Genomic DNA, 17,435 nt, shown 5'->3' on the forward strand with positions numbered 1-17,435 from the left:
AAAAACACTACATGTGTGGCGTGTGTGTGTCCTGAGCGATCTGGCCGTCGACCATTTCCACCAGCCGGTCGCAGCGCGCCGCCAGGCGCGGGTCGTGGGTGACGATCAGAAAGGCCGTGCCCTGCTGGGCATGGATCTCGCGCAGCAGCGCGAACACATCGTCGGACGACTGCGTGTCCAGGTTGCCCGTGGGCTCATCGGCCAGCACCAGGGCCGGCTGCTGCACCAGCGCCCGGGCGATGGCCACGCGCTGCTGCATGCCGCCCGACAGCTCCGACGGCTTCTTGTGCAGCGCCTGGCCAAGGCCCACGGCGCGCAGCAGCTGCAGGGCACGGTCCTTGTCCGCGCCGGACACCACCCCGTGCGCCATCAGCGCCGGCAGGGTCACGTTCTCCAGCGCGGTGAAGGCCGGCAGCAGGTGGTGGAACTGGAACACGAAGCCCAGGCTCTGGCGGCGCAGCAGGGTCAGGCGGTCGTCGCTGAGCCGGTGGGTCTCCTGCCCCAGCAGTTGGTAGCTGCCGCTGCTCATGCGCTCCAGCAGGCCCAGGATGTTCAGCAGGGTGCTCTTGCCCGAGCCCGAGGGACCGACCAGGGCAATGAATTCGCTGGCGCGCAGCTGCAGGTCGATGCCGTGCAGCACCTCGGCCTCGCTGGGCTGGCCCACGTTGTAGGACTTGCGCACGGCCGACAACTGCAGCAGGGGCGCGGTGGTGGGGTCGTGGGCCATGGGGGTCACATCCGTATCGCCTGGGCCGGGTCCATGGACGCCGCACGGCGCGCCGGAACCACGGCCGCCAGCACGCCGCACACGGTGGCAATCAGCGCCGCGCTCAGGGCGTCGGGCAGGGTCAGGTGGATCTCGAACAGCGCGCCGCCCTCGGCGCTGCGCGCCAGGGTGGTGAACAGCTGCACCATGGCCCAGGACAGCAGCACCCCACCGACCGAGCCCAGGGCCCCGACCACCGCGCCCTGCAGCAGAAACACGCGCAGCACCTGACCGCGCGTGGTGCCCATGGCGCGCAGGATGCCGATCTCGCGGCGCTTTTGCACCACGCTGACCACCAGCACGCTGGCAATCCCCAGCACCACCACCACCAGCACCACCACGCGGATCACCGTGGTGCTGATGGTCTGGGCGTTCAGCGCCGAGAGCAGCTGCGCGTTCGTGTCCTGCCAGCTCTCCACCTCATAGTCGTAGCGCGCACGCAACTGGCGCGCAATCGCATCGGCCTGCCACACGTCGGCCACCTGCATCTCCAGCACCGTGGCGCCGCCGGGCACGCCCAGCAGGCTTTGCGCGCTGCGCAGCGGAATTATCACAGTGCGGCGGTTCAGGTCCTTGAGCCCCATGTCCAGCAAAGCCGTCACGCGCACCGGCTCGTTCACCGTGCCGGTGGCGATGGTGAAGCGGTCGCCCGGGCGCACGCCCAGATCGGCGGCCAGCTCGGTGCCGATCATGGCCTCGCCCGGGGCCAGACCCCAGGCACCGGCCACCAGCTTCTCGCGCAGGTTGACGATGCGCTGGTAGCGCTCCAGCTCCACCCCCATCAGGGCGATGGACTGCGAGGCCTCGCCGCGCAGCGCCAGCCCGGCGCCCGAGACCATGGGCGACACGGCGATCACGCCCGGCTCGCGCTCCAGCACCGGCAGCAACTGCTGCCAGTTGGCCACCGAGCGCAGGCGCTGGGCGCGCGGTTGGGTGTCCGACAGCAGCACCGCATCGCCCACCGCCGGGCGCGGCAGGGGCGTGACCACATCCTCGGGCGCGCGCAGGCTGATGTGGGCCTGCGTGCCCAGCGTCTTGCGCACGGTGTTGGCCTGCAGGCCATGGATCAGCGCCGTGATGTAGGTGACCACGGCCACGCCCGCCGCCACCCCGGCGACGATCATCAGGCTTTGCATGCGCCCTTCGCGCAGAAAGCGCAGGGCCACCTGCCACTCGAAGCCCCAGGGCATGCGCACGGCCATCAGCGCTCCTGCTGCGGCGCGGCCGCGCGCACCCGCTGGCCGGCCTGCGCCGGGGGCAGCAGCACGGTGTCGCCGGCATGCAGGCCGTCCACAATTTCCGCGGCCTCCAGGGTGCGCAGGCCCACCTGCACCGGGCGCGGCGTGGCTTGGCCGTCCTGCAGCACCAGCACCTGGGCAGCGCTGTGGCCTTCACGCAGGCCTTGCAGGGCCTGCAGCGGCAGCACCAGGGCCTGGGCCTGGCGGCCGGTTTCGACCTGCACCGACAGGCTCATGTCCTCGCGCAGGAAGTCCGGCGGCGCGGCCTGCAGCGCCAGCTTGACTTCCACCGCGCCGCGCTGCGCGTCCACGCCCGGGGCGATCGACACCACGCGCGCCGTCAGGCGCTGGTCGGCAAAGGCATCGGCCACCACCTGGGCGCTCTGGCCATCGCGCAGCTGGTCCAGAAAACGTTCATCCACCTGGGCCACGATCAGCGTCGGCCCCTCCAGGGCCAGCTGCAGCAGCGCCGTGCCGGCCTGCACGATCTGGCCGGGCTCCACCGTGCGCGCCAGCACCTTGGCGGCGCTGGGCGCGACGATGTGGGTCTGCTGCAGCTTGGCCTGGGCGGCCGCCAGGGCCGACTGCGCCTGCTGCACCTGGGCCTCGGCGGCCTGCAGCTCGGCCCCGCCCTCGGCCGCCGCCTGGGCCTGGGCCTGGGCGGCCTGCAGCTGCGCCTGGGCCACGCCCAGGGCCTTGCGTTTTTCGTCCAGGCTGGCCTGGCTCAGAAAACCTTGCTGCACCAGTTGCTGGTTGCGCGACCAATCGGACTGGGCCTGCTGCAGCGTCGCCAGGGCCTGGGCCACCTGCGACTGCTTGCCGATGCGCCCATTGGTGCGCACATTGGCCAGTTGGGCCCGCGCCTGGACCAGGCTGGCCTGGGCCTGCTGCACGCTGGCCTGCAGCTCGGTGGGCTCCAGCTGCACCAGCAGCTGACCCGCCTGCACGTGGTCGCCTTCCTGCACGGCCACGCGCTCGACGCGGCCGACGATGGTGGTGCCCACGCCCACGCGCGAGCGGGTTTCCACCCGGGCCGAAAACTGCAGGCTGCGCACCAGCGCCTGGGCCTGCACCTGCACGGCGGGCACCTGCGGGCCACGCCAGCGCTGCACGCCCCAGACGGCAGCCAGCAGCAGCACGGCGGCGCCGGCCAGCCACCACCAGCGGCGCGGGCGGCGGGCGGGTGCCGCGTGGGTGGTTTCAGATGCGTGTGGACTCACAGTGCGTTCCCCTGGTCCCGGATGCCGGTGCGGCCGGCCCCGGTTGCGGCCTTATTCGTTGAACAGACTGCCGGCCGCCTGCGGTGCCACCAGCCCCAGGTGCTGGTAGGCGGCCTTGGTGGCGATGCGCCCGCGCGGCGTGCGTTGCAGATAGCCCTGCTGGATCAGGTAGGGCTCGATCACGTCCTCGATCGTGCCCGCGTCCTCGCCAATGCTGGCCGCGATGTTGTCCACGCCCACCGGGCCGCCGTCAAAGCGGTGCACCACGGCTTCGAGCAGCTTGCGGTCCATCACGTCAAAGCCACGCGGGTCCACGTCCAGCATGGACAGGGCCTTGCGCGCCATGTCCTGGGTGATGGTGCCGTCGCCCTTGACCTCGGCATAGTCGCGCACGCGGCGCAGCAGGCGGTTGGCGATGCGCGGCGTGCCGCGCGAGCGGTTGGCGATTTCCTGCGCGCCCGCCGCATCGATGGGTGCGCCCAGCAGGCCGGCGCTGCGCGTGACGATGCGCGCCAGCTCCTCGGCGTTGTAGAACTCCAGCCGCGCCACGATGCCGAAGCGGTCGCGCAGCGGGTTGGTCAGCATGCCGGCGCGCGTGGTGGCCCCGACCAGGGTGAAGGGCTGCAGGTCCAGCTTGATGGAGCGCGCGGCCGGCCCCTCGCCGATCATGATGTCGATCTGGTAGTCCTCCAGCGCGGGGTAGAGGATTTCCTCGACCACGGGGCTGAGGCGGTGGATCTCGTCGATGAACAGCACATCGTTGGCCTCGAGGTTGGTCAGCAGCGCCGCCAGGTCCTTGGGCTTTTCCAGCACCGGGCCGCTGGTCTGGCGCAGGTTCACGCCCAGCTCGGCGGCAATGATGTGGGACAGCGTGGTCTTGCCCAGGCCGGGCGGGCCGAACAGCAGCACGTGGTCCAGCGCCTCGCCGCGCTTGCGCGCCGCACCGATGAAGATTTCCAGCTGCTCGCGCGCCTTTTCCTGGCCCACGTATTCCTGCAGCAATTTGGGGCGCAGGGCGCGCTCCAGCACCTCTTCGTGCTTGTTGACCGGCGCGGGCGAGATGGCGCTGCTGCGCACGGCGGGCTGGCCTGGGTCGTCCGGGCGCGGCGCCTGGGGCGCAGCCTTGGCGCGCGGCTTGCGCGCCGGCGTGGCCTCGAAATCGCCAAAATCTTCGGTGTGGATGCTCATGGCGGCTTACTTTGCCAAGGCCTTGAGGGCCAGCTTGATGCCCTCGCTCACGCCCACATCAGCGGGCAGGGCTTTGAGGCTGGCCGCCGCTTCCTTGTCCGAATAGCCCAGCGCCAGCAGCGCCTGCAGGATGTCGGACTGGGCATCGTTTTGGACCTGCGCCGCGGCCGTGCCCACCACGGCATCGCCCAGCTTGCCCTTGAGCTCCAGCAGCAGGCGCTCGGCGGTCTTCTTGCCGATGCCCGGCACCTTCACCAGGCGCCCCACTTCCTGCAGGGCGATGGCCTGCACCAGGTCCTCGATGGTCATGCCCGACAGCAGGGACAGGGCCATGCGCGGTCCGATGCCGCTGACCTTGATCAGCTCGCGGAATGTCTGACGCTCCTGTGCGGTCGCAAACCCATACAGCAGCTGCGCATCCTCGCGCACGATAAAGTGCGTCAGCAGACTGACCGGCTCCCCCAGTGCGGGCAGGTTGTAGAACGTACTCATGGGCACCTGCACCTCGTAACCCACGCCATGGCAGTCCACCAGGACTTGGGGCGGGTTCTTCTCCAGCAGGGAACCTGTCAATTTGCCTATCATTGCGATCCTTTGTTGCCGCCCGGCGCGGCCTTCCTCCAGGGAATTATCAGCGTGATCTTGCGCCACACCTTCACACCGCACAACAACCTGCGCCTGACCCACCTGTGTGGCCCGGCCGACGCCCACCTGCGCACCATCGAAACCGGCCTGCAGGTCAAGATTGCCCACCGCCACGAGCAGTTCAAGGTCGACGGCCCCAAGGCCAAGGCCCAGCAGGCGCTGGAGCTGCTGCAGGCGCTGTATGAAATGGCCGACCACGCCATCCCCGAGGACACGCTGCAGCTGATGCTGGCCGGCGATGCCGAGATGCTGGAGCCCGACGCCACCGCCATGCAGCTGACCACGCGCCGCGCCGACCTGCGCGCGCGCACGCCCAACCAGGCGCTGTACCTGCAGAACATTGCCGAGCACGACATCACCTTCGGCATCGGCCCTGCCGGCACCGGAAAGACCTACCTGGCCGTGGCCTGCGCCGTGGACGCGCTGGAGCGCAGCGCCGTGCAGCGCATCGTGCTGACCCGCCCGGCCGTGGAGGCCGGCGAGCGCCTGGGCTTCCTGCCCGGCGACCTGACGCAGAAGGTCGACCCCTATCTGCGCCCGCTGTACGACGCGCTGTACGACCTGATGGGCTACGAGAAGGTGCAAAAGGCCTTCGAGCGCAACGTGCTGGAGATCGCCCCGCTGGCCTTCATGCGCGGGCGCACGCTGAACAACGCCTTCGTCATCCTGGACGAGGCGCAGAACACCACGCCCGAGCAGATGAAGATGTTCCTGACCCGCATCGGCTTTGGCGCCAAGGCCGTGGTCACCGGCGACGTCAGCCAGATCGACCTGCCCAAGGGCGCAATGAGCGGCCTGATCGATGCCGAGCGCGTACTTAAGCGCGTCAAGGGCATTGCCATCAACCGCTTCACCACCGCCGACGTGGTGCGCCACCCGCTCGTGGCGCGCATCGTCGACGCCTACGATGCCGGCAACGGTCGCAGCCGCGGCTGAGATTTTCAAAAATCCATAGCTAACAGCGCTTGACCAGCAAGCGCCAGAGCCCAAAATGGCACTCAACAACCTGTCCCTCTCCCTGCAATTCGGCCAGTTCGACAACCTGGCCGCGCACCGCGCCCTGCTGACCCGCGCGCGCGTCACCAAGTGGATCAAGCACGCCCTGGCCGTGGATGCGGAGATGGCCGTGCGCATCGTCGGCGAGGACGAAGGCCGCCAGCTGAACGCCCAGTTCCGCAAGAAGGACTACGCCACCAACGTGCTGACCTTCGACTACCAGCAGGCCCCCACGGTGATGGCCGACCTGGTGATCTGCGGCCCGGTGATCGAACGCGAGGCCCAGGAGCAGAACAAGTCGCTGGAAGAGCACTACGCCCACATGCTGGTGCACGGCACCCTGCACGCCCAGGGCTGGGACCACGAGACCAGCGAGGAGGACGCCGACGAGATGGAGGCCTACGAGACCGACATCCTGGCCGAACTGGGCTACGCCGACCCCTACGCCAAGGACTGAGGCCCGCCCGCGCGGGCACCCGCGCAACGCAGCCCCCATGCAAAAAGGACGCCACAGGGCGTCCTTTTTTTGTGGCCCCTGGGGGGCGGGGCTTCAGCGGTCGATGCCCGTGGCCAGCACCACCACCAGCAGCACGGCGCTGACCAGTCCCAGCCAGGGCTGCAGGCCCACCAGCACCATCGGCACGCACCACATCAGCAGGCGCACCGCCAGCGCATAAAAATGCCCGGCACGGCGCAGGCTGGTCTGCCCCAGGGGCAGCCACTGCGCGCGCAGCGGGCTGTCCGTGGGCATGCCGGCCACAAAGCCGGCGTGGTGCCACTGGCGCGCCGCCAGCATGGAGCTGATGAAGGACAGGCCCAACAGCACCAGCACCGCCAGGGTGTGCAGCTGCAGCACCTCGGCACGGCCGTTGGTCGCCGCCTCGGCCCAGCTGCTGTGCAGCAGCGAGACCCCGCCCATCAGCGCCAGCGTGGCCGTGGTCGCCGTCATGGTGCAGGACATCAGGGAGTTGCGGATGGTCTGCACGCCCAGCACTTCCGTGCCCTTGCTGTCCGAGATGGCCTGCAGCCAGTCCTGGCGCAGCTGGTCGTGCACGCGCGTGGCACGCGCCGGGCGCAGCCATTGCTTGGCAAAGTAGGCCAGCGCCAGTCCCAGGGTGACCCACATGGGCCAGATGTATTCATACATGGCTGCTCACTCCATCGTCCGTCCCGTGCCAGACCGGGCCTCTGCACATGAAAAAGGCCTGCAGCCCAATCGCTACCTGCGCGGGCCGCTCTGGTTTTTTAAAAACCACCCCGCTTCGCCCAGGCGTGCTGCGCCAGCATGCCCACCAGCATCGCGGCGACGAACAGCCAGACCTCGCCATGGCCGGTGCTCAGGTTCATCAGCGCCGGACCCGGGCAAAAACCGGCCAGCCCCCAACCGATGCCGAACAGCGCCGCACCGGTCAGCAGCTTGCCGTCCAGGGCCGTGGCCGTGGGCAGCTGCATGGGCTCGCCCAGCAGCGAGGTCTTGCGCCGCTTGGCCCAGGTGAAGGCGAAGATGGCGACCGCAATCGCGCCCGCCATGACCAGGGCCAGCGACGGGTCCCAGGTGCCGAAGACATCCAGAAAATTCTGGACCTTGGCCGGGTTGTCCATGCCCGACAGGATCAGGCCCAGGCCGAACACCAGGCCTGCCAGCAATGCCACAAATGCGATCATGGTTCAGCCCCCCAGCACATGGCGCACCACGAACACCGTGGCCACGCCGGTGGCGATGAACACCACCGTCGCCGACAGCGAACGCAGCGACAGACGCGAAATCCCGCAGACCCCGTGGCCGCTGGTGCAGCCCGAGCCCAGGCGGGTGCCAAAGCCCACCAGCAAGCCGGCGGCGATGATGACCAGCGGATTGCCCGGCATCTGCATCGCCGGCAGCGGCGCAAAGCCCTGCCACAACAGGGGCGCCGCCAGCAGGCCGACCACGAAGGCCGCACGCCAGCGCCATTGGGGCGCGCTGCGCCAGGTGCCAGCCTGCAACAGCTGGCCCACGATGCCGCTGATGCCCGCGACGCGGCCCAGCAACACCACCATCAGCGCGGCGGCCGCGCCGATCAACAGCCCGCCGGCCAGCGCGGCCCCGGGCGTGAACAGGTCCCATGCAATGCTCATGCAGGTTCTCCTTGCTTGCAAAACAGCTGGTGCACCACCTGCATCAGTTGCAGGGCGCGTGCATCGGCCAGCTGGTACCAGATGAATTTGCCTTCGCGGCGCGTCGTCACCAGGCCTTCGCGCCGCAGCACGCCCAGCTGTTGCGACAGCGTGGGCTGCTGAATGCCGGTGAGCTGCTCCAGCTCGCCCACCGTGCGCTCCTGCAGCGTCAGCTGGCACAGCAGCATCAGCCGGTCCTGGTTGCCCAGCACCTTGAGCATGGCCACGGCCTCGTCCGCATGGGCGCGCAGGGCGTCCAGGTCCAGGGTGTCAGCACGGGTGTCGGTCGAAGATGGCTGGGTCATGGCAACAAATGCGGTGGGTGGCGAAAAGGCAGGGCCCTGACCTTAGGGGAAAACGCAAAGCGCTGCCCCCGACAAGGCCAAGCCCCCCGGTCCGGCCGCGGCGCCTTACTTGCGCGACGACAGCGGGCAGCTGCTGATGCCCAGCAGCGGGTACAGCGGGCAAAAGCGCAGCAGCCCGGTGGCCAGCGGCACCACGCCCAGCCAGCCCCACCAACCCACCGTGCCGGTGGCGGCCAGGGCGATCAGCACCAGCCCCACCAGGATACGCAGGACGCGGTCGATGCCGCCAACATTTGCTTTCATGGTCTTCTCCTTGCAGTTGATCCACACTGTCCAGATCCGGCCAGCGCCCCATGCGCCAGCCCGTGGTCACGACACGCCGGGCTGACCCTGCCAGTCCTCGCCATCCAGAAAGAGAAAGAGAAAGGCGTGCGTCACAATCTGTTTTTATATATTATATTAAAAAGTAAATTGATGCAGCCCACAGCAGCTTCCCGACTGTTCCCCCGCATTGGCGCCTGAAAGGACACACCATGCACATCGAACCCTTCTACGACGACGTCACCGGCACGGTGAGCTACGTGCTGGCCGACACCGCCAGCGGCCAGGTCGCGGTGATCGACCCGGTGCTGGATTTCGAGCCCAAATCCGGCACGCTGACCAGCGCCTCGTCCGACCGCATCATCGACTACGTGCGCGCCCATGGCTGGCAGGTGCAGTGGATCCTGGAAACCCACGCCCATGCCGACCACCTCTCGGGCGCGCAGCACATCCGCCACCACCTGGGCGGGCAGATCGCCATCGGCACGCACATCCGCGCGGTGCAGCAGATGTTCCGCAGCATCTTCCACTTCGAGCGCGGCTTCCTGCCCGACGGCAGCCAGTTCGACCGCCTGCTGGCCGACGGCGAGCGCTTCCAGGTCGGTGGCCTGACGGTCACGGCCCTGCACGTGCCCGGCCACACACCGGCCGACATGGCCTACCAGGTCGAGGACGCGGTCTTCGTCGGCGACACCCTGTTCCTGCCCGACGTGGGCACGGCGCGTGCCGACTTTCCGGGCGGGAATGCCGCGCAGCTGTACCACTCCATCCAGCGCCTGCTGGCCCTGCCACCCGCCACGCGCCTGTTCATCTGCCACGACTACCCGCCCCAGGGCCGTGCCCCGGCCTGGGCCTGCACCGTGGCCGACCAGAAGGCGCGCAGCATCCATGTGTGCGACGGTGTCACCGAAGCCGATTTCGTCGCCATGCGCACCGCCCGCGATGCCACGCTGGCCATGCCCACGCTGATCCTGCCGTCCGTACAGGTCAACCTGCGCGCCGGCAAGCTGCCACCCGCGGCCGAGGACGGTCGCACCTACATGCAGGTGCCGATCAATGCCTTTGCACTGCACCAGCCCGCGCCCGACGGCGTCTGGCAGCCAGCCCGCGCCGACTGAGTGCCACCACCTTTTCTTTCATCCACCGAGGAGACCAGCATGAGCAGCTTTGACCACCAGCACCTGACCCGCGACATCAACAACGCCCTGCGCCCCTTCCGCCAGTCCCAGAGCGGCACCATGCAGGCCTTTGCCCAACTGGCCCAGGCCTCCATGGCCGAGGGCGCCATCAGCGCCAAGCACAAGGAACTGATCGCCCTGGCGATTGGCGTGACGCAGCGCTGCTCGGGCTGCATCGGCTTTCACACCAAGGCGCTGCAGAAACTGGGCGCCACCCGCCAGGAACTGGAAGAGATGCTGGGCATCGCCGTTTACATGGGCGGCGGCCCGGCACTGATGTACGCTGCCGAAACCCTGGACGCCTGGGACAAGCTGACCGCAACCACCCTGCAGGCCTGACCCGCGCCACTTTGCCCCTCTTCGCCTGCCTGCCATGTCCGCACCTGCCCCCGCCAGCCCGCGTGCGCTGCACCTGCTGTTCGCTGCCCAGTCCCTGGGGGGCGCCTCGCCCCCGATCATCATCTCGCTCGGCGGGCTGGTGGGGCAGCAGCTGTCCGCCGACCCCACGGCCGCCACGCTGCCAGTCAGCCTCTACCAGCTGGGCCTGGCGCTGTCGACGCTGCCGGCCGCCTGGGTCATGCAGCGCCATGGCCGCCGCCCGGCCTATGTGCTGGGTGCGGTGCTGGGCGTGCTGTCGGGCCTGATCGCCGCGCAGGGCATTGCCCAGCAGGACTTTGTGCTGTTCTGCCTGGGCACAGCCCTGGCCGGTTTCTACGCCGCCTGCGTGCAAAGCTACCGCTTTGCGGCCATCGATGCGGTGGGTGATCCGGGGCTGCAGGCGCGCGCCATCTCGCGCGTGATGCTCGGCGGGCTGATTGCCGCCGTCATCGGCCCGCAGCTGGTGATCTGGACGCGTGACGCCCTGCCCATGACACCGTTTGCCGGCAGCTTCTACGGCCAGGCGGCCCTGGCGCTGCTGGCCCTGCCCCTGCTGCTGGCCCTGCGCCTGCCCCCACCCACCCAGGCCAGCGTCAGCGGCCCGGCACGGCCGCTGGGGGCCATCGTGCGCACACCGCAGTTCATCGTGGCCTGCACGGCCGGCGTGGTCAGCTACGGGCTGATGGCGTTTCTGATGACCGCCACCCCCATGGCCATGGTGGGCTGCGGCTTCAGCGTGGGCGAGGCCGCCCTGGGCGTGCAGTGGCATGTGCTGGCCATGTTCGCCCCCAGCTTTGTCACCGGCCGCCTGATGGCACGCTGGGGCAAGCTGCCGGTCACGGCGCTGGGCCTGCTGCTGACGGGCGCCTCTGGCGTGATCGCCCTGATGGGGCTGGAGCTGCTGCACTTCTGGGGCGCGCTGATCCTGCTGGGCGTGGGCTGGAACTTCAGCTTCATCGGCGCCACCGCGCTGCTGACCGAAAGCTACCGCCCGACCGAGCGCGCCAAGGTCCAGGCGCTGAACGACTTCTTGGTGTTCGGCACCGTGGCCCTGGCCTCGTTCGGCTCGGGCCGTTTGCTGCACACTGCGGGCTGGGACGCCATCAATGCCGGCATGCTGCCCCTGGTGGCGGCCGTGCTGCTGATGCTGGCCGCCCAAGCCTGGCGCCAGCGCGCCGCCACCCCCACCGCCGTATGACCACCACCCTCCAGATCCTGCTGCACGCCCCCGACGCCGAAGGCCTGCAACGCGCCCGCATGAACGCCGTCAACGCCCGCAAGGGCGACCCCCACTGCACAGTGCGCATCATCGCCAACGCGGCGGCCGTGGCCGCAGCGCTGGACAGCCCGCACGAACCAGCCGACGCCCTGACCTGGCTGTGCCCCAATTCCCTGGCCCAGCTGCAGCGCCCGGCCCGCGCGCCCCTGCAGGTGCTGGACGGCCCCGCCATCCTGGCCCTGGCACGCCTGCAGACCGAAGGCTGGACCTACATCCGCGCCTGAGGCGCCACGCCCCGCCCCCCGGCGCACTAGGCGGGCACAGGTCCAAGGTGCTTTGCGTTTTGCACATGCCGGCGGCCTGGGCCAGCCACTAAGATCGCTCCATGGCTGCACCAGCACGGTGCGCGCACCCCCATCACAACAACATTCGGGAGACACGCATGGACATTCTGGGCATTGGCCCCTGGGCCCACATCGCCTTGCTGCTGGCGGCCGCCTTTGTGGCCGGCGCCCTCAACGCCGTCGCTGGCGGTGGCAGCTTTCTGACCCTGCCGGCCCTGGTCTTCACCGGCGTGCCACCCGTGGTAGCGAATGCCACCGGCACCGTGGCCCTGTTGCCCGGCTACGCGGCCAGCGCCTGGGGCTTTCGCGAAGACATGGCCGCGCCCCCGGGGCTGACCCTGGGCAAATCCATCGCCCTGGCGCTGATCGGTGGCGCCGGCGGTGCGGCCCTGCTGCTGGTCACCCCCGACGCCACCTTCCGCAAGGTCGTGCCCTGGCTGCTGCTGGGCGCCACCGCCCTGTTCGCCTTCGGCCCGCAGATCCGCGCCTGGGCCTCGCGCAGCACCCACCCCGACGCCCCCGCCAGCACCACCAAGGCCACGCTGGGCATGCTGGCCGTGGCCGTCTACGGCGGCTACTTCAACGGCGGCCTGGGGATCCTGTGCCTGGCGCTGTTCAGCCTGCTGGGCCAGACCCAGCTGAACGCCATGAACGGCATGAAGAACCTGGTCTCGGCCCTGCTGACCGCGATTGCCGTGGGCATTTACGCTGCGGGCGGCATCGTCGAATGGCCACAGGCCCTGGTGATGATGGTCGCGGCCACCGCCGGCGGCTATGGCGGCGCGCGCGTGGCCCGCAAGATTCCGGCGCCGGTGCTGCGTTGGGGCATCGTGGCCACCGGCCTGGTGATGGCCGGGCTGTTCTTCGCCAAGGGCTGAAACCCGGCGCTGGCCCGCAAGCGCCGCCGGGAATGCCACAATCCGCGCCATGCACTGGACGACACCCTGGTTGGGATGGCTGCTGGCCTGGATCATCGCCGCCGGCGGTGGCGCCGGCTGGCTGGCGCAGCAGCGCCTGCAGGCGCTGAACGAGGGTTTCCAGACCAATGCCCGCATCGCCCACCGGCTGCTGAGCCAGCAGCTGGTGCAGCACGATGCCATCCTGGCCACGCTGGCCCTGCTGCAACCCCAGCTGTCACCCGACGCCAGTGCGAACGCCACCGCCAGCGACCTGGCGCGCCTGTACCCGCAGATCCTGGGCATTGCCCAGCGCCGTGCCGACCAGCCCTGGCCCGCGCACTGGCCGTCCACCCTGTACGCGCTGGAGCAGCAGTCGCGCCGCAGCGGCCACGCCCACATGGACGCCAGCCGGCTGGCCGCCGGCACGCTGTTTGTCGTGCAGGCCGGCCAGCCAGCCAGCTATGCCCTGGCGCTGGACCTGCGCGCCGCCGTGCCCACCGAGGAATGGCCCTACCCGCCCAGCCACAGCCCGGTCCGCATCTGGCTGACGCAGGGCGACACGCAATTGCTGCTGCAGCCCGGCGCCCCCGAGGCCGATGCCCCCCGGCTGGGCCTGGACGCAGACCAAGACCCTGGCCTCGCCCAGCCAGGTGCTGGACCTGCACGAACGCTACAAGCTGCACCCCCGCCTGCTGCCGTGGGGGCCCATGCTGGCCTGGGCCCTGGTCTGCGCCCTGGGGCTGGCCGGCCTGCGCGCCGCCTGGCAGCAGCGCACGGCGCGCCTGCGCGCGGAGCAACTGCTGCAGCACGGCCATGTGGCCCGCCTGAACACCCTGGGCGAGCTGGCCGCCGGCCTGGCGCACGAGCTGAACCAGCCGCTGACCGCCATCCTCTCCAGCAGCCAGGCCGCCCGCCGCCTGCTGGACGACCACGAACCCGATGTGGACGCCGCGCGCCAGGCCATGGGCCAGGCCGCCGAACAGGCCAAGCGTGCCTCCGCCGTGGTGGGCCGCCTGCGCCGGCTGGTGGAACGCCCCGACACCGTGACGGCGACCCAGGCCGTGGCGCTGCAGGCGCTGATCAACGACGCCCTGCACCTGCTGGAGCCCGAGCTGCGCCAGCGCCAGGTGCAGGTGCTGCAGACCGTGCCCGCGCCGCTGCCGCCGCTGCACAGCGACCCGATCGCGCTGCAGCAGATCCTGCACAACCTGCTGCTCAACGCTCTGCAGGCCATGGAGGCCCTGCCCCCCCCGAGCGGCGGCTGGAGATCGCGCAGACACGCGCCGGCGCTTGGGTGCAGCTGCGCGTGCAGGACAACGGCCCCGGCATCGCCCCCGAGGTGCGCGACCGGCTGTTCACCCCGTTTGCCACCACGCGCAGCCAGGGCCTGGGTCTGGGGCTGACGCTCAGCGAAAGCCTGGCCGAATCCCTGGGCGGCCACCTGCGCCTCATCGAACGGCCGGCGCTGCGCGGCGCCTGCTTTGAACTGACCCTGCCCCTCCCCGCCGAGCATGCCCAGCCCTGACCTCCTGCAGCAATCCCCCCTGATCCACCTGGTGGACGACGACCTGGCCGTGCGCGACAGCCTGTCGCTACTGATCGGCACCGTCGGCCTGCGCGTGCAGACCTGGGCCGACCCGCTGGCCTTCGCCGCCCAGTTCGACCGCCAGGCCATCGGCGCCATCGTGCTCGACGTGCGCATGCCCGGCGTCGGCGGCCTGACGCTGCTGGGCCAGCTGATGGAACAGGGCGTGGACCAGCCCATCCTCATCCTCACCGGCCACGGCACGGTGGACATGTGCCGCCGCGCCTTCAAGAACGGGGCCACCGAGTTCCTGGAAAAGCCTGTGGACGACGAAGTCCTGCTGGAGGCCCTGCAGGCCGCCGTGCGCCAGCATGTGCGCCTGCGCGCCCAGACCCAGGCCGACCGCGATGCCCAGCAGCGCTACGCCCAGCTCTCACCGCGCGAGCGCGAGGTGCTGGCCCTGATCGTGCAGGGCCTGACCAACAAGGAAATCGGCCGCGCGCTGGACCTGTCGCCGCGCACCGTGGAAACCCACCGCGCCAACCTGTTCAGCAAGCTGGAAGCGCCCTCGCTGGCCTGGCTGATCCGCCGCTACGCCACGCTGGCCGACGACCGCGGCGGCGCCCCCGCAGCCTGAGCCCTCCGTAGTTCTACGCAATCGCGCGCGTAGCCGCCCGCATGGTGCGCCGCGCGCGCTCTCTCTACAGTACCTCCCAGGCGCTGCACCCGGCCTGCGCCCCCGAACCCTCTGTAGAAAGCACCACCATGTCCCGCATCGCCACCCCCGCCCTCGCCATCGCCCTGTGCCTGCTGGGCACCGCCGCCCAGGCCCAGGCCGTCCGCACCGAAAAGAACATGTCGCTGGAACTGGCCAACCAGATCGCCGCACGCAGCGTCGCGGCCTGCGCCGCCAACGGCTACGCCGTGACCGCCACCGTGGTCGACCGCGCCGGCACCGTGCGCGCCGTGCAGCGGGCCGACAACGCCGGCCCCCACACCCTGGAAGCCAGCCGACTGAAGGCCTACACCGCCGCCTCGGCCAAGAACAGCACCCTGGCCATCATGGAAGGCGCCCAGAAGAACCCTGGCGCCGCCAACCTGGTGAACATCCCCGGCTACCTGCTGCTGGGCGGCGGTCTGCCCGTCAAGGCCGGCAACGAAGTCATCGGTGCCGTGGGCATCGGCGGTGCGCCCGGCGGCCACCTGGATGACCAGTGCGCACAGACCGCCCTGGGCCAGGTGCAGGACCTGCTGAAGTAATTCCAGACCTCCTCCGCGCCACTGGCACCGGTCCGTGGCACGTACAGCGCCAGCACTCCTGAAAGCAGAGTGGCTGGCGCTTGCTGTATCTGCGTTTGGGGCGGATTGGGCTTGGATTTTTGTGGTGCTGTGTGAGCTGTTTGCGCTTGATGGATAAGCGCTAGAGGCCAATTTGGCTTTGTTTTGAATTTTGCTGGCCGCTTGTCGCGCGGCGGCGACTTACTTTCCTTTGCTTGCTCAAAGGAAAGTAAGCAAAGGAAAGAGCACCCTGCTACCCGTGTCCCTTTGGGCTTTGCTGCGCAAATCCCAAGCGGGCAACCTGCGGTGCTCGATCACAGGGAGGGGCCGCAGAACTCACTGCGCGGCTGTGCCGCTCCGTTCAAACAGCTGCGGCCAGTCAGACCACGAAGCATGTGTGCCACTTGGCACACATGCCCACCCTGCGCTCTGCGCGCCTCGGCACGGGTAGAAGGGCATGCGGTAAAGACGCCGGGCCTGCCTGGGGCCTGTTTGTGCAACTGTCTCAATATTGGTCATAAATGTGAGCTGCTTGCGCTTACTGGATAAGCGCTAGAGGTCAATTTGGCTTTGTTTATTGTTTTGACCTTTGCTAGCAGGACTGCCACTGGCGGGGCCTTACGCTTCTTGCCGGCATAAGGAAAATAATCAAAAAAGCGAGATCTAATCTCCTCGGCACTGGGCAAATAAGTTTTTAATGGTTAACTTTAAACCATCAATCAATTTCAAAAATCGAACCACCTACCTGAATCACTTGGGCTAACCACGATGACTCTGTCCCACCCAGCTGGACGTGTGGCATAGGCCAAAAGTTGCTTTTTATCGCGTTCATTAAGCCCAAAGCCAATGTGATCAGTGAGCACCAACCACCACTCAGGGTATTTGCTTCTAACACGAGAAATTTTCACCAACTTCTCGCTAGCACAGTGTTCAATGTTGGTAAGCATCTCTGCAACAACAAACCCTCCCGCCTGCAGATCGCTACTACCACCCATATGAAAGTAGTGTTCGAGTGACTCTGATGACCTAAACACATCAACCTCAAAGTTCTCGTCTGTAAAGACTCTTCCACTACTACGTACAGACTGTGTTTTGAAGGATTTAAGCGCTGCGCGCAGTTTTGGTTCTATTTTTTTCCAAGGCTTTATTGGTCGACTAAATTGACAGAATAAAAACCAGCTTTCATCTGAGGCAGATCCGAACGAGTGCCCAAGTTTTTCTAGCCTTTGCCATAAAGATATGGAATCTTCTTCTAACCCACGTTTTCTGCTCCTCACACCGTAGTTCTGATTCAAACGACGAACCTCAATTGCAATTCGATCATCTACCAGGAAATCTGGAGGTACATTTCCATCAGGCTCGTAAACAACGCTTTTGAAACCCATATTTTTTAGTAGTTCTTCGACGCAGGCTTCAGATGCATCCATGGATCTCCTCCTGAAAACACAAGGCGGTTTGGGCGATAAATTTTCAATTATTACCTTCACAGCACATTAGAGCCACTAATGTCCGCAAGCGTCGCGCCCACATATTGTTGAAGTCCCTCATATTTCCGGCGGCTGTTTGAACGGAGCGCTGCAGGCGCGCAGTGAGTTCTGCCGGACCAGCCGCCTGCAAGGCGCGCCTTTTCTTTCCCCGGTTTCTTTTGGCAAGACAAAAGAAATCGGGTCGCCGCCGGGCGACTCCCGGCCTCGGACATAAGTGCCACAACCAGCACAAGACAAAAAGAATAAATCATAGCTGCCAGCGCTTGCTGCATAAGCGCTAGCGCCACCCAACAC

The 17,435-nt window shown here is 67.9% G+C and carries 22 protein-coding genes; 11 read left to right on the forward strand and 11 right to left on the reverse strand.

What is annotated here, in order from left to right; all coding sequences use genetic code 11:
• Window positions 1–7 precede the first annotated feature (7 nt).
• The 5 genes from CA2_RS07090 to ruvA are packed head-to-tail and all read right to left on the reverse strand — an operon-like array spanning window position 8 to window position 4,997.
• Window positions 8–727 (reverse strand): ABC transporter ATP-binding protein, encoded by a 720-nt coding sequence (locus CA2_RS07090; RefSeq protein WP_042414483.1) that lies wholly within the window; start codon window positions 725–727, stop codon window positions 8–10.
• Between the two features lie 5 nt (window positions 728–732).
• Complete coding sequence (locus CA2_RS07095) at window positions 733–1,968, reverse strand: ABC transporter permease (protein WP_042414486.1); 1,236 nt, start codon at window positions 1,966–1,968, stop codon at window positions 733–735.
• On the reverse strand, window positions 1,968–3,224 hold the full coding sequence (locus CA2_RS07100; RefSeq protein ID WP_052369860.1) for an efflux RND transporter periplasmic adaptor subunit: 1,257 nt from the start codon (window positions 3,222–3,224) through the stop codon (window positions 1,968–1,970). Before CA2_RS07100 ends, CA2_RS07095 begins: the two co-directional genes overlap by 1 nt.
• 51 nt (window positions 3,225–3,275) lie before the next feature.
• Window positions 3,276–4,412, reverse strand: coding sequence for a Holliday junction branch migration DNA helicase RuvB (ruvB, locus tag CA2_RS07105; RefSeq protein WP_245620903.1), 1,137 nt, complete (start codon window positions 4,410–4,412; stop codon window positions 3,276–3,278).
• Window positions 4,413–4,418: 6 nt separating this feature from the next.
• Complete coding sequence (ruvA, locus tag CA2_RS07110; RefSeq protein ID WP_042414490.1) at window positions 4,419–4,997, reverse strand: Holliday junction branch migration protein RuvA; 579 nt, start codon at window positions 4,995–4,997, stop codon at window positions 4,419–4,421.
• A 51-nt stretch (window positions 4,998–5,048) separates the two neighbouring features.
• Between ruvA and CA2_RS07115 the strand changes: the two genes are divergently transcribed.
• A complete protein-coding gene (locus CA2_RS07115; protein ID WP_042414631.1) occupies window positions 5,049–5,993 on the forward strand; it encodes a PhoH family protein in 945 nt (314 codons plus the stop codon).
• A gap of 55 nt (window positions 5,994–6,048) precedes the next feature.
• Window positions 6,049–6,510 (forward strand): rRNA maturation RNase YbeY, encoded by a 462-nt coding sequence (gene ybeY / locus CA2_RS07120; RefSeq protein ID WP_042414493.1) that lies wholly within the window; start codon window positions 6,049–6,051, stop codon window positions 6,508–6,510.
• 93 nt (window positions 6,511–6,603) lie between these two features.
• Here ybeY and CA2_RS07125 read toward each other — a convergent pair whose 3' ends face one another.
• From CA2_RS07125 to CA2_RS07145, 5 genes are all read right to left on the reverse strand, one after another.
• Entirely contained in the window at window positions 6,604–7,200 is a 597-nt protein-coding gene (locus CA2_RS07125; protein WP_052369861.1) for a DUF599 family protein, read from the reverse strand.
• A 98-nt stretch (window positions 7,201–7,298) separates the two neighbouring features.
• A complete protein-coding gene (locus CA2_RS07130) occupies window positions 7,299–7,718 on the reverse strand; it encodes a YeeE/YedE family protein (RefSeq protein ID WP_042414496.1) in 420 nt (139 codons plus the stop codon).
• 3 nt (window positions 7,719–7,721) lie between these two features.
• The gene (locus CA2_RS07135; RefSeq protein WP_042414499.1) at window positions 7,722–8,168 is read right to left on the reverse strand and encodes a YeeE/YedE family protein; all 447 of its coding nucleotides are present in this window, start codon (window positions 8,166–8,168) and stop codon (window positions 7,722–7,724) included.
• Window positions 8,165–8,512, reverse strand: a complete 348-nt coding sequence (locus tag CA2_RS07140; RefSeq protein ID WP_042414502.1) for an ArsR/SmtB family transcription factor — start codon at window positions 8,510–8,512, stop codon at window positions 8,165–8,167. The genes CA2_RS07135 and CA2_RS07140 overlap by 4 nt, the downstream gene beginning before the upstream one ends.
• A gap of 105 nt (window positions 8,513–8,617) precedes the next feature.
• On the reverse strand, window positions 8,618–8,815 hold the full coding sequence (locus tag CA2_RS07145; protein ID WP_042414634.1) for a YgaP family membrane protein: 198 nt from the start codon (window positions 8,813–8,815) through the stop codon (window positions 8,618–8,620).
• 230 nt (window positions 8,816–9,045) lie between these two features.
• Here CA2_RS07145 and CA2_RS07150 point away from each other — a divergent pair, with 230 nt between their 5' ends.
• From CA2_RS07150 to CA2_RS07185, 9 genes are all read left to right on the forward strand, one after another.
• A complete protein-coding gene (locus CA2_RS07150; RefSeq protein ID WP_042414505.1) occupies window positions 9,046–9,951 on the forward strand; it encodes an MBL fold metallo-hydrolase in 906 nt (301 codons plus the stop codon).
• Between the two features lie 39 nt (window positions 9,952–9,990).
• Window positions 9,991–10,350, forward strand: a complete 360-nt coding sequence (locus CA2_RS07155; RefSeq protein ID WP_042414509.1) for a carboxymuconolactone decarboxylase family protein — start codon at window positions 9,991–9,993, stop codon at window positions 10,348–10,350.
• 34 nt (window positions 10,351–10,384) lie between these two features.
• Window positions 10,385–11,587, forward strand: a complete 1,203-nt coding sequence (locus CA2_RS07160; RefSeq protein ID WP_042414512.1) for an MFS transporter — start codon at window positions 10,385–10,387, stop codon at window positions 11,585–11,587.
• Window positions 11,584–11,892: a hypothetical protein gene (locus CA2_RS07165; RefSeq protein WP_042414515.1), complete on the forward strand. Its 309-nt coding sequence runs from the start codon at window positions 11,584–11,586 to the stop codon at window positions 11,890–11,892. Before CA2_RS07160 ends, CA2_RS07165 begins: the two co-directional genes overlap by 4 nt.
• 158 nt (window positions 11,893–12,050) lie before the next feature.
• Complete coding sequence (locus tag CA2_RS07170; protein WP_042414518.1) at window positions 12,051–12,830, forward strand: sulfite exporter TauE/SafE family protein; 780 nt, start codon at window positions 12,051–12,053, stop codon at window positions 12,828–12,830.
• A 617-nt stretch (window positions 12,831–13,447) separates the two neighbouring features.
• Window positions 13,448–14,254, forward strand: a complete 807-nt coding sequence (locus tag CA2_RS18800) for a sensor histidine kinase (protein ID WP_369441179.1) — start codon at window positions 13,448–13,450, stop codon at window positions 14,252–14,254.
• Entirely contained in the window at window positions 14,158–14,376 is a 219-nt protein-coding gene (locus tag CA2_RS18805; RefSeq protein WP_369441180.1) for an ATP-binding protein, read from the forward strand. The genes CA2_RS18800 and CA2_RS18805 overlap by 97 nt, the downstream gene beginning before the upstream one ends.
• Window positions 14,363–15,013 carry a response regulator transcription factor gene (locus tag CA2_RS07180; RefSeq protein WP_042414521.1) on the forward strand — a complete coding sequence of 217 codons (651 nt, stop codon included), beginning with the start codon at window positions 14,363–14,365 and terminating at the stop codon, window positions 15,011–15,013. Before CA2_RS18805 ends, CA2_RS07180 begins: the two co-directional genes overlap by 14 nt.
• Before the next feature lie 128 nt (window positions 15,014–15,141).
• On the forward strand, window positions 15,142–15,636 hold the full coding sequence (locus tag CA2_RS07185; RefSeq protein WP_154165088.1) for a GlcG/HbpS family heme-binding protein: 495 nt from the start codon (window positions 15,142–15,144) through the stop codon (window positions 15,634–15,636).
• A 743-nt stretch (window positions 15,637–16,379) separates the two neighbouring features.
• On the opposite strand, the gene CA2_RS17950 is transcribed toward CA2_RS07185, so the two are convergent.
• The gene (locus CA2_RS17950; RefSeq protein ID WP_156105980.1) at window positions 16,380–17,081 is read right to left on the reverse strand and encodes a hypothetical protein; all 702 of its coding nucleotides are present in this window, start codon (window positions 17,079–17,081) and stop codon (window positions 16,380–16,382) included.
• Window positions 17,082–17,435: the final 354 nt, after the last annotated feature.

This window comes from Comamonas aquatica NBRC 14918 (assembly GCF_000739875.1).
GTDB lineage: Bacteria > Pseudomonadota > Gammaproteobacteria > Burkholderiales > Burkholderiaceae_C > Comamonas > Comamonas aquatica.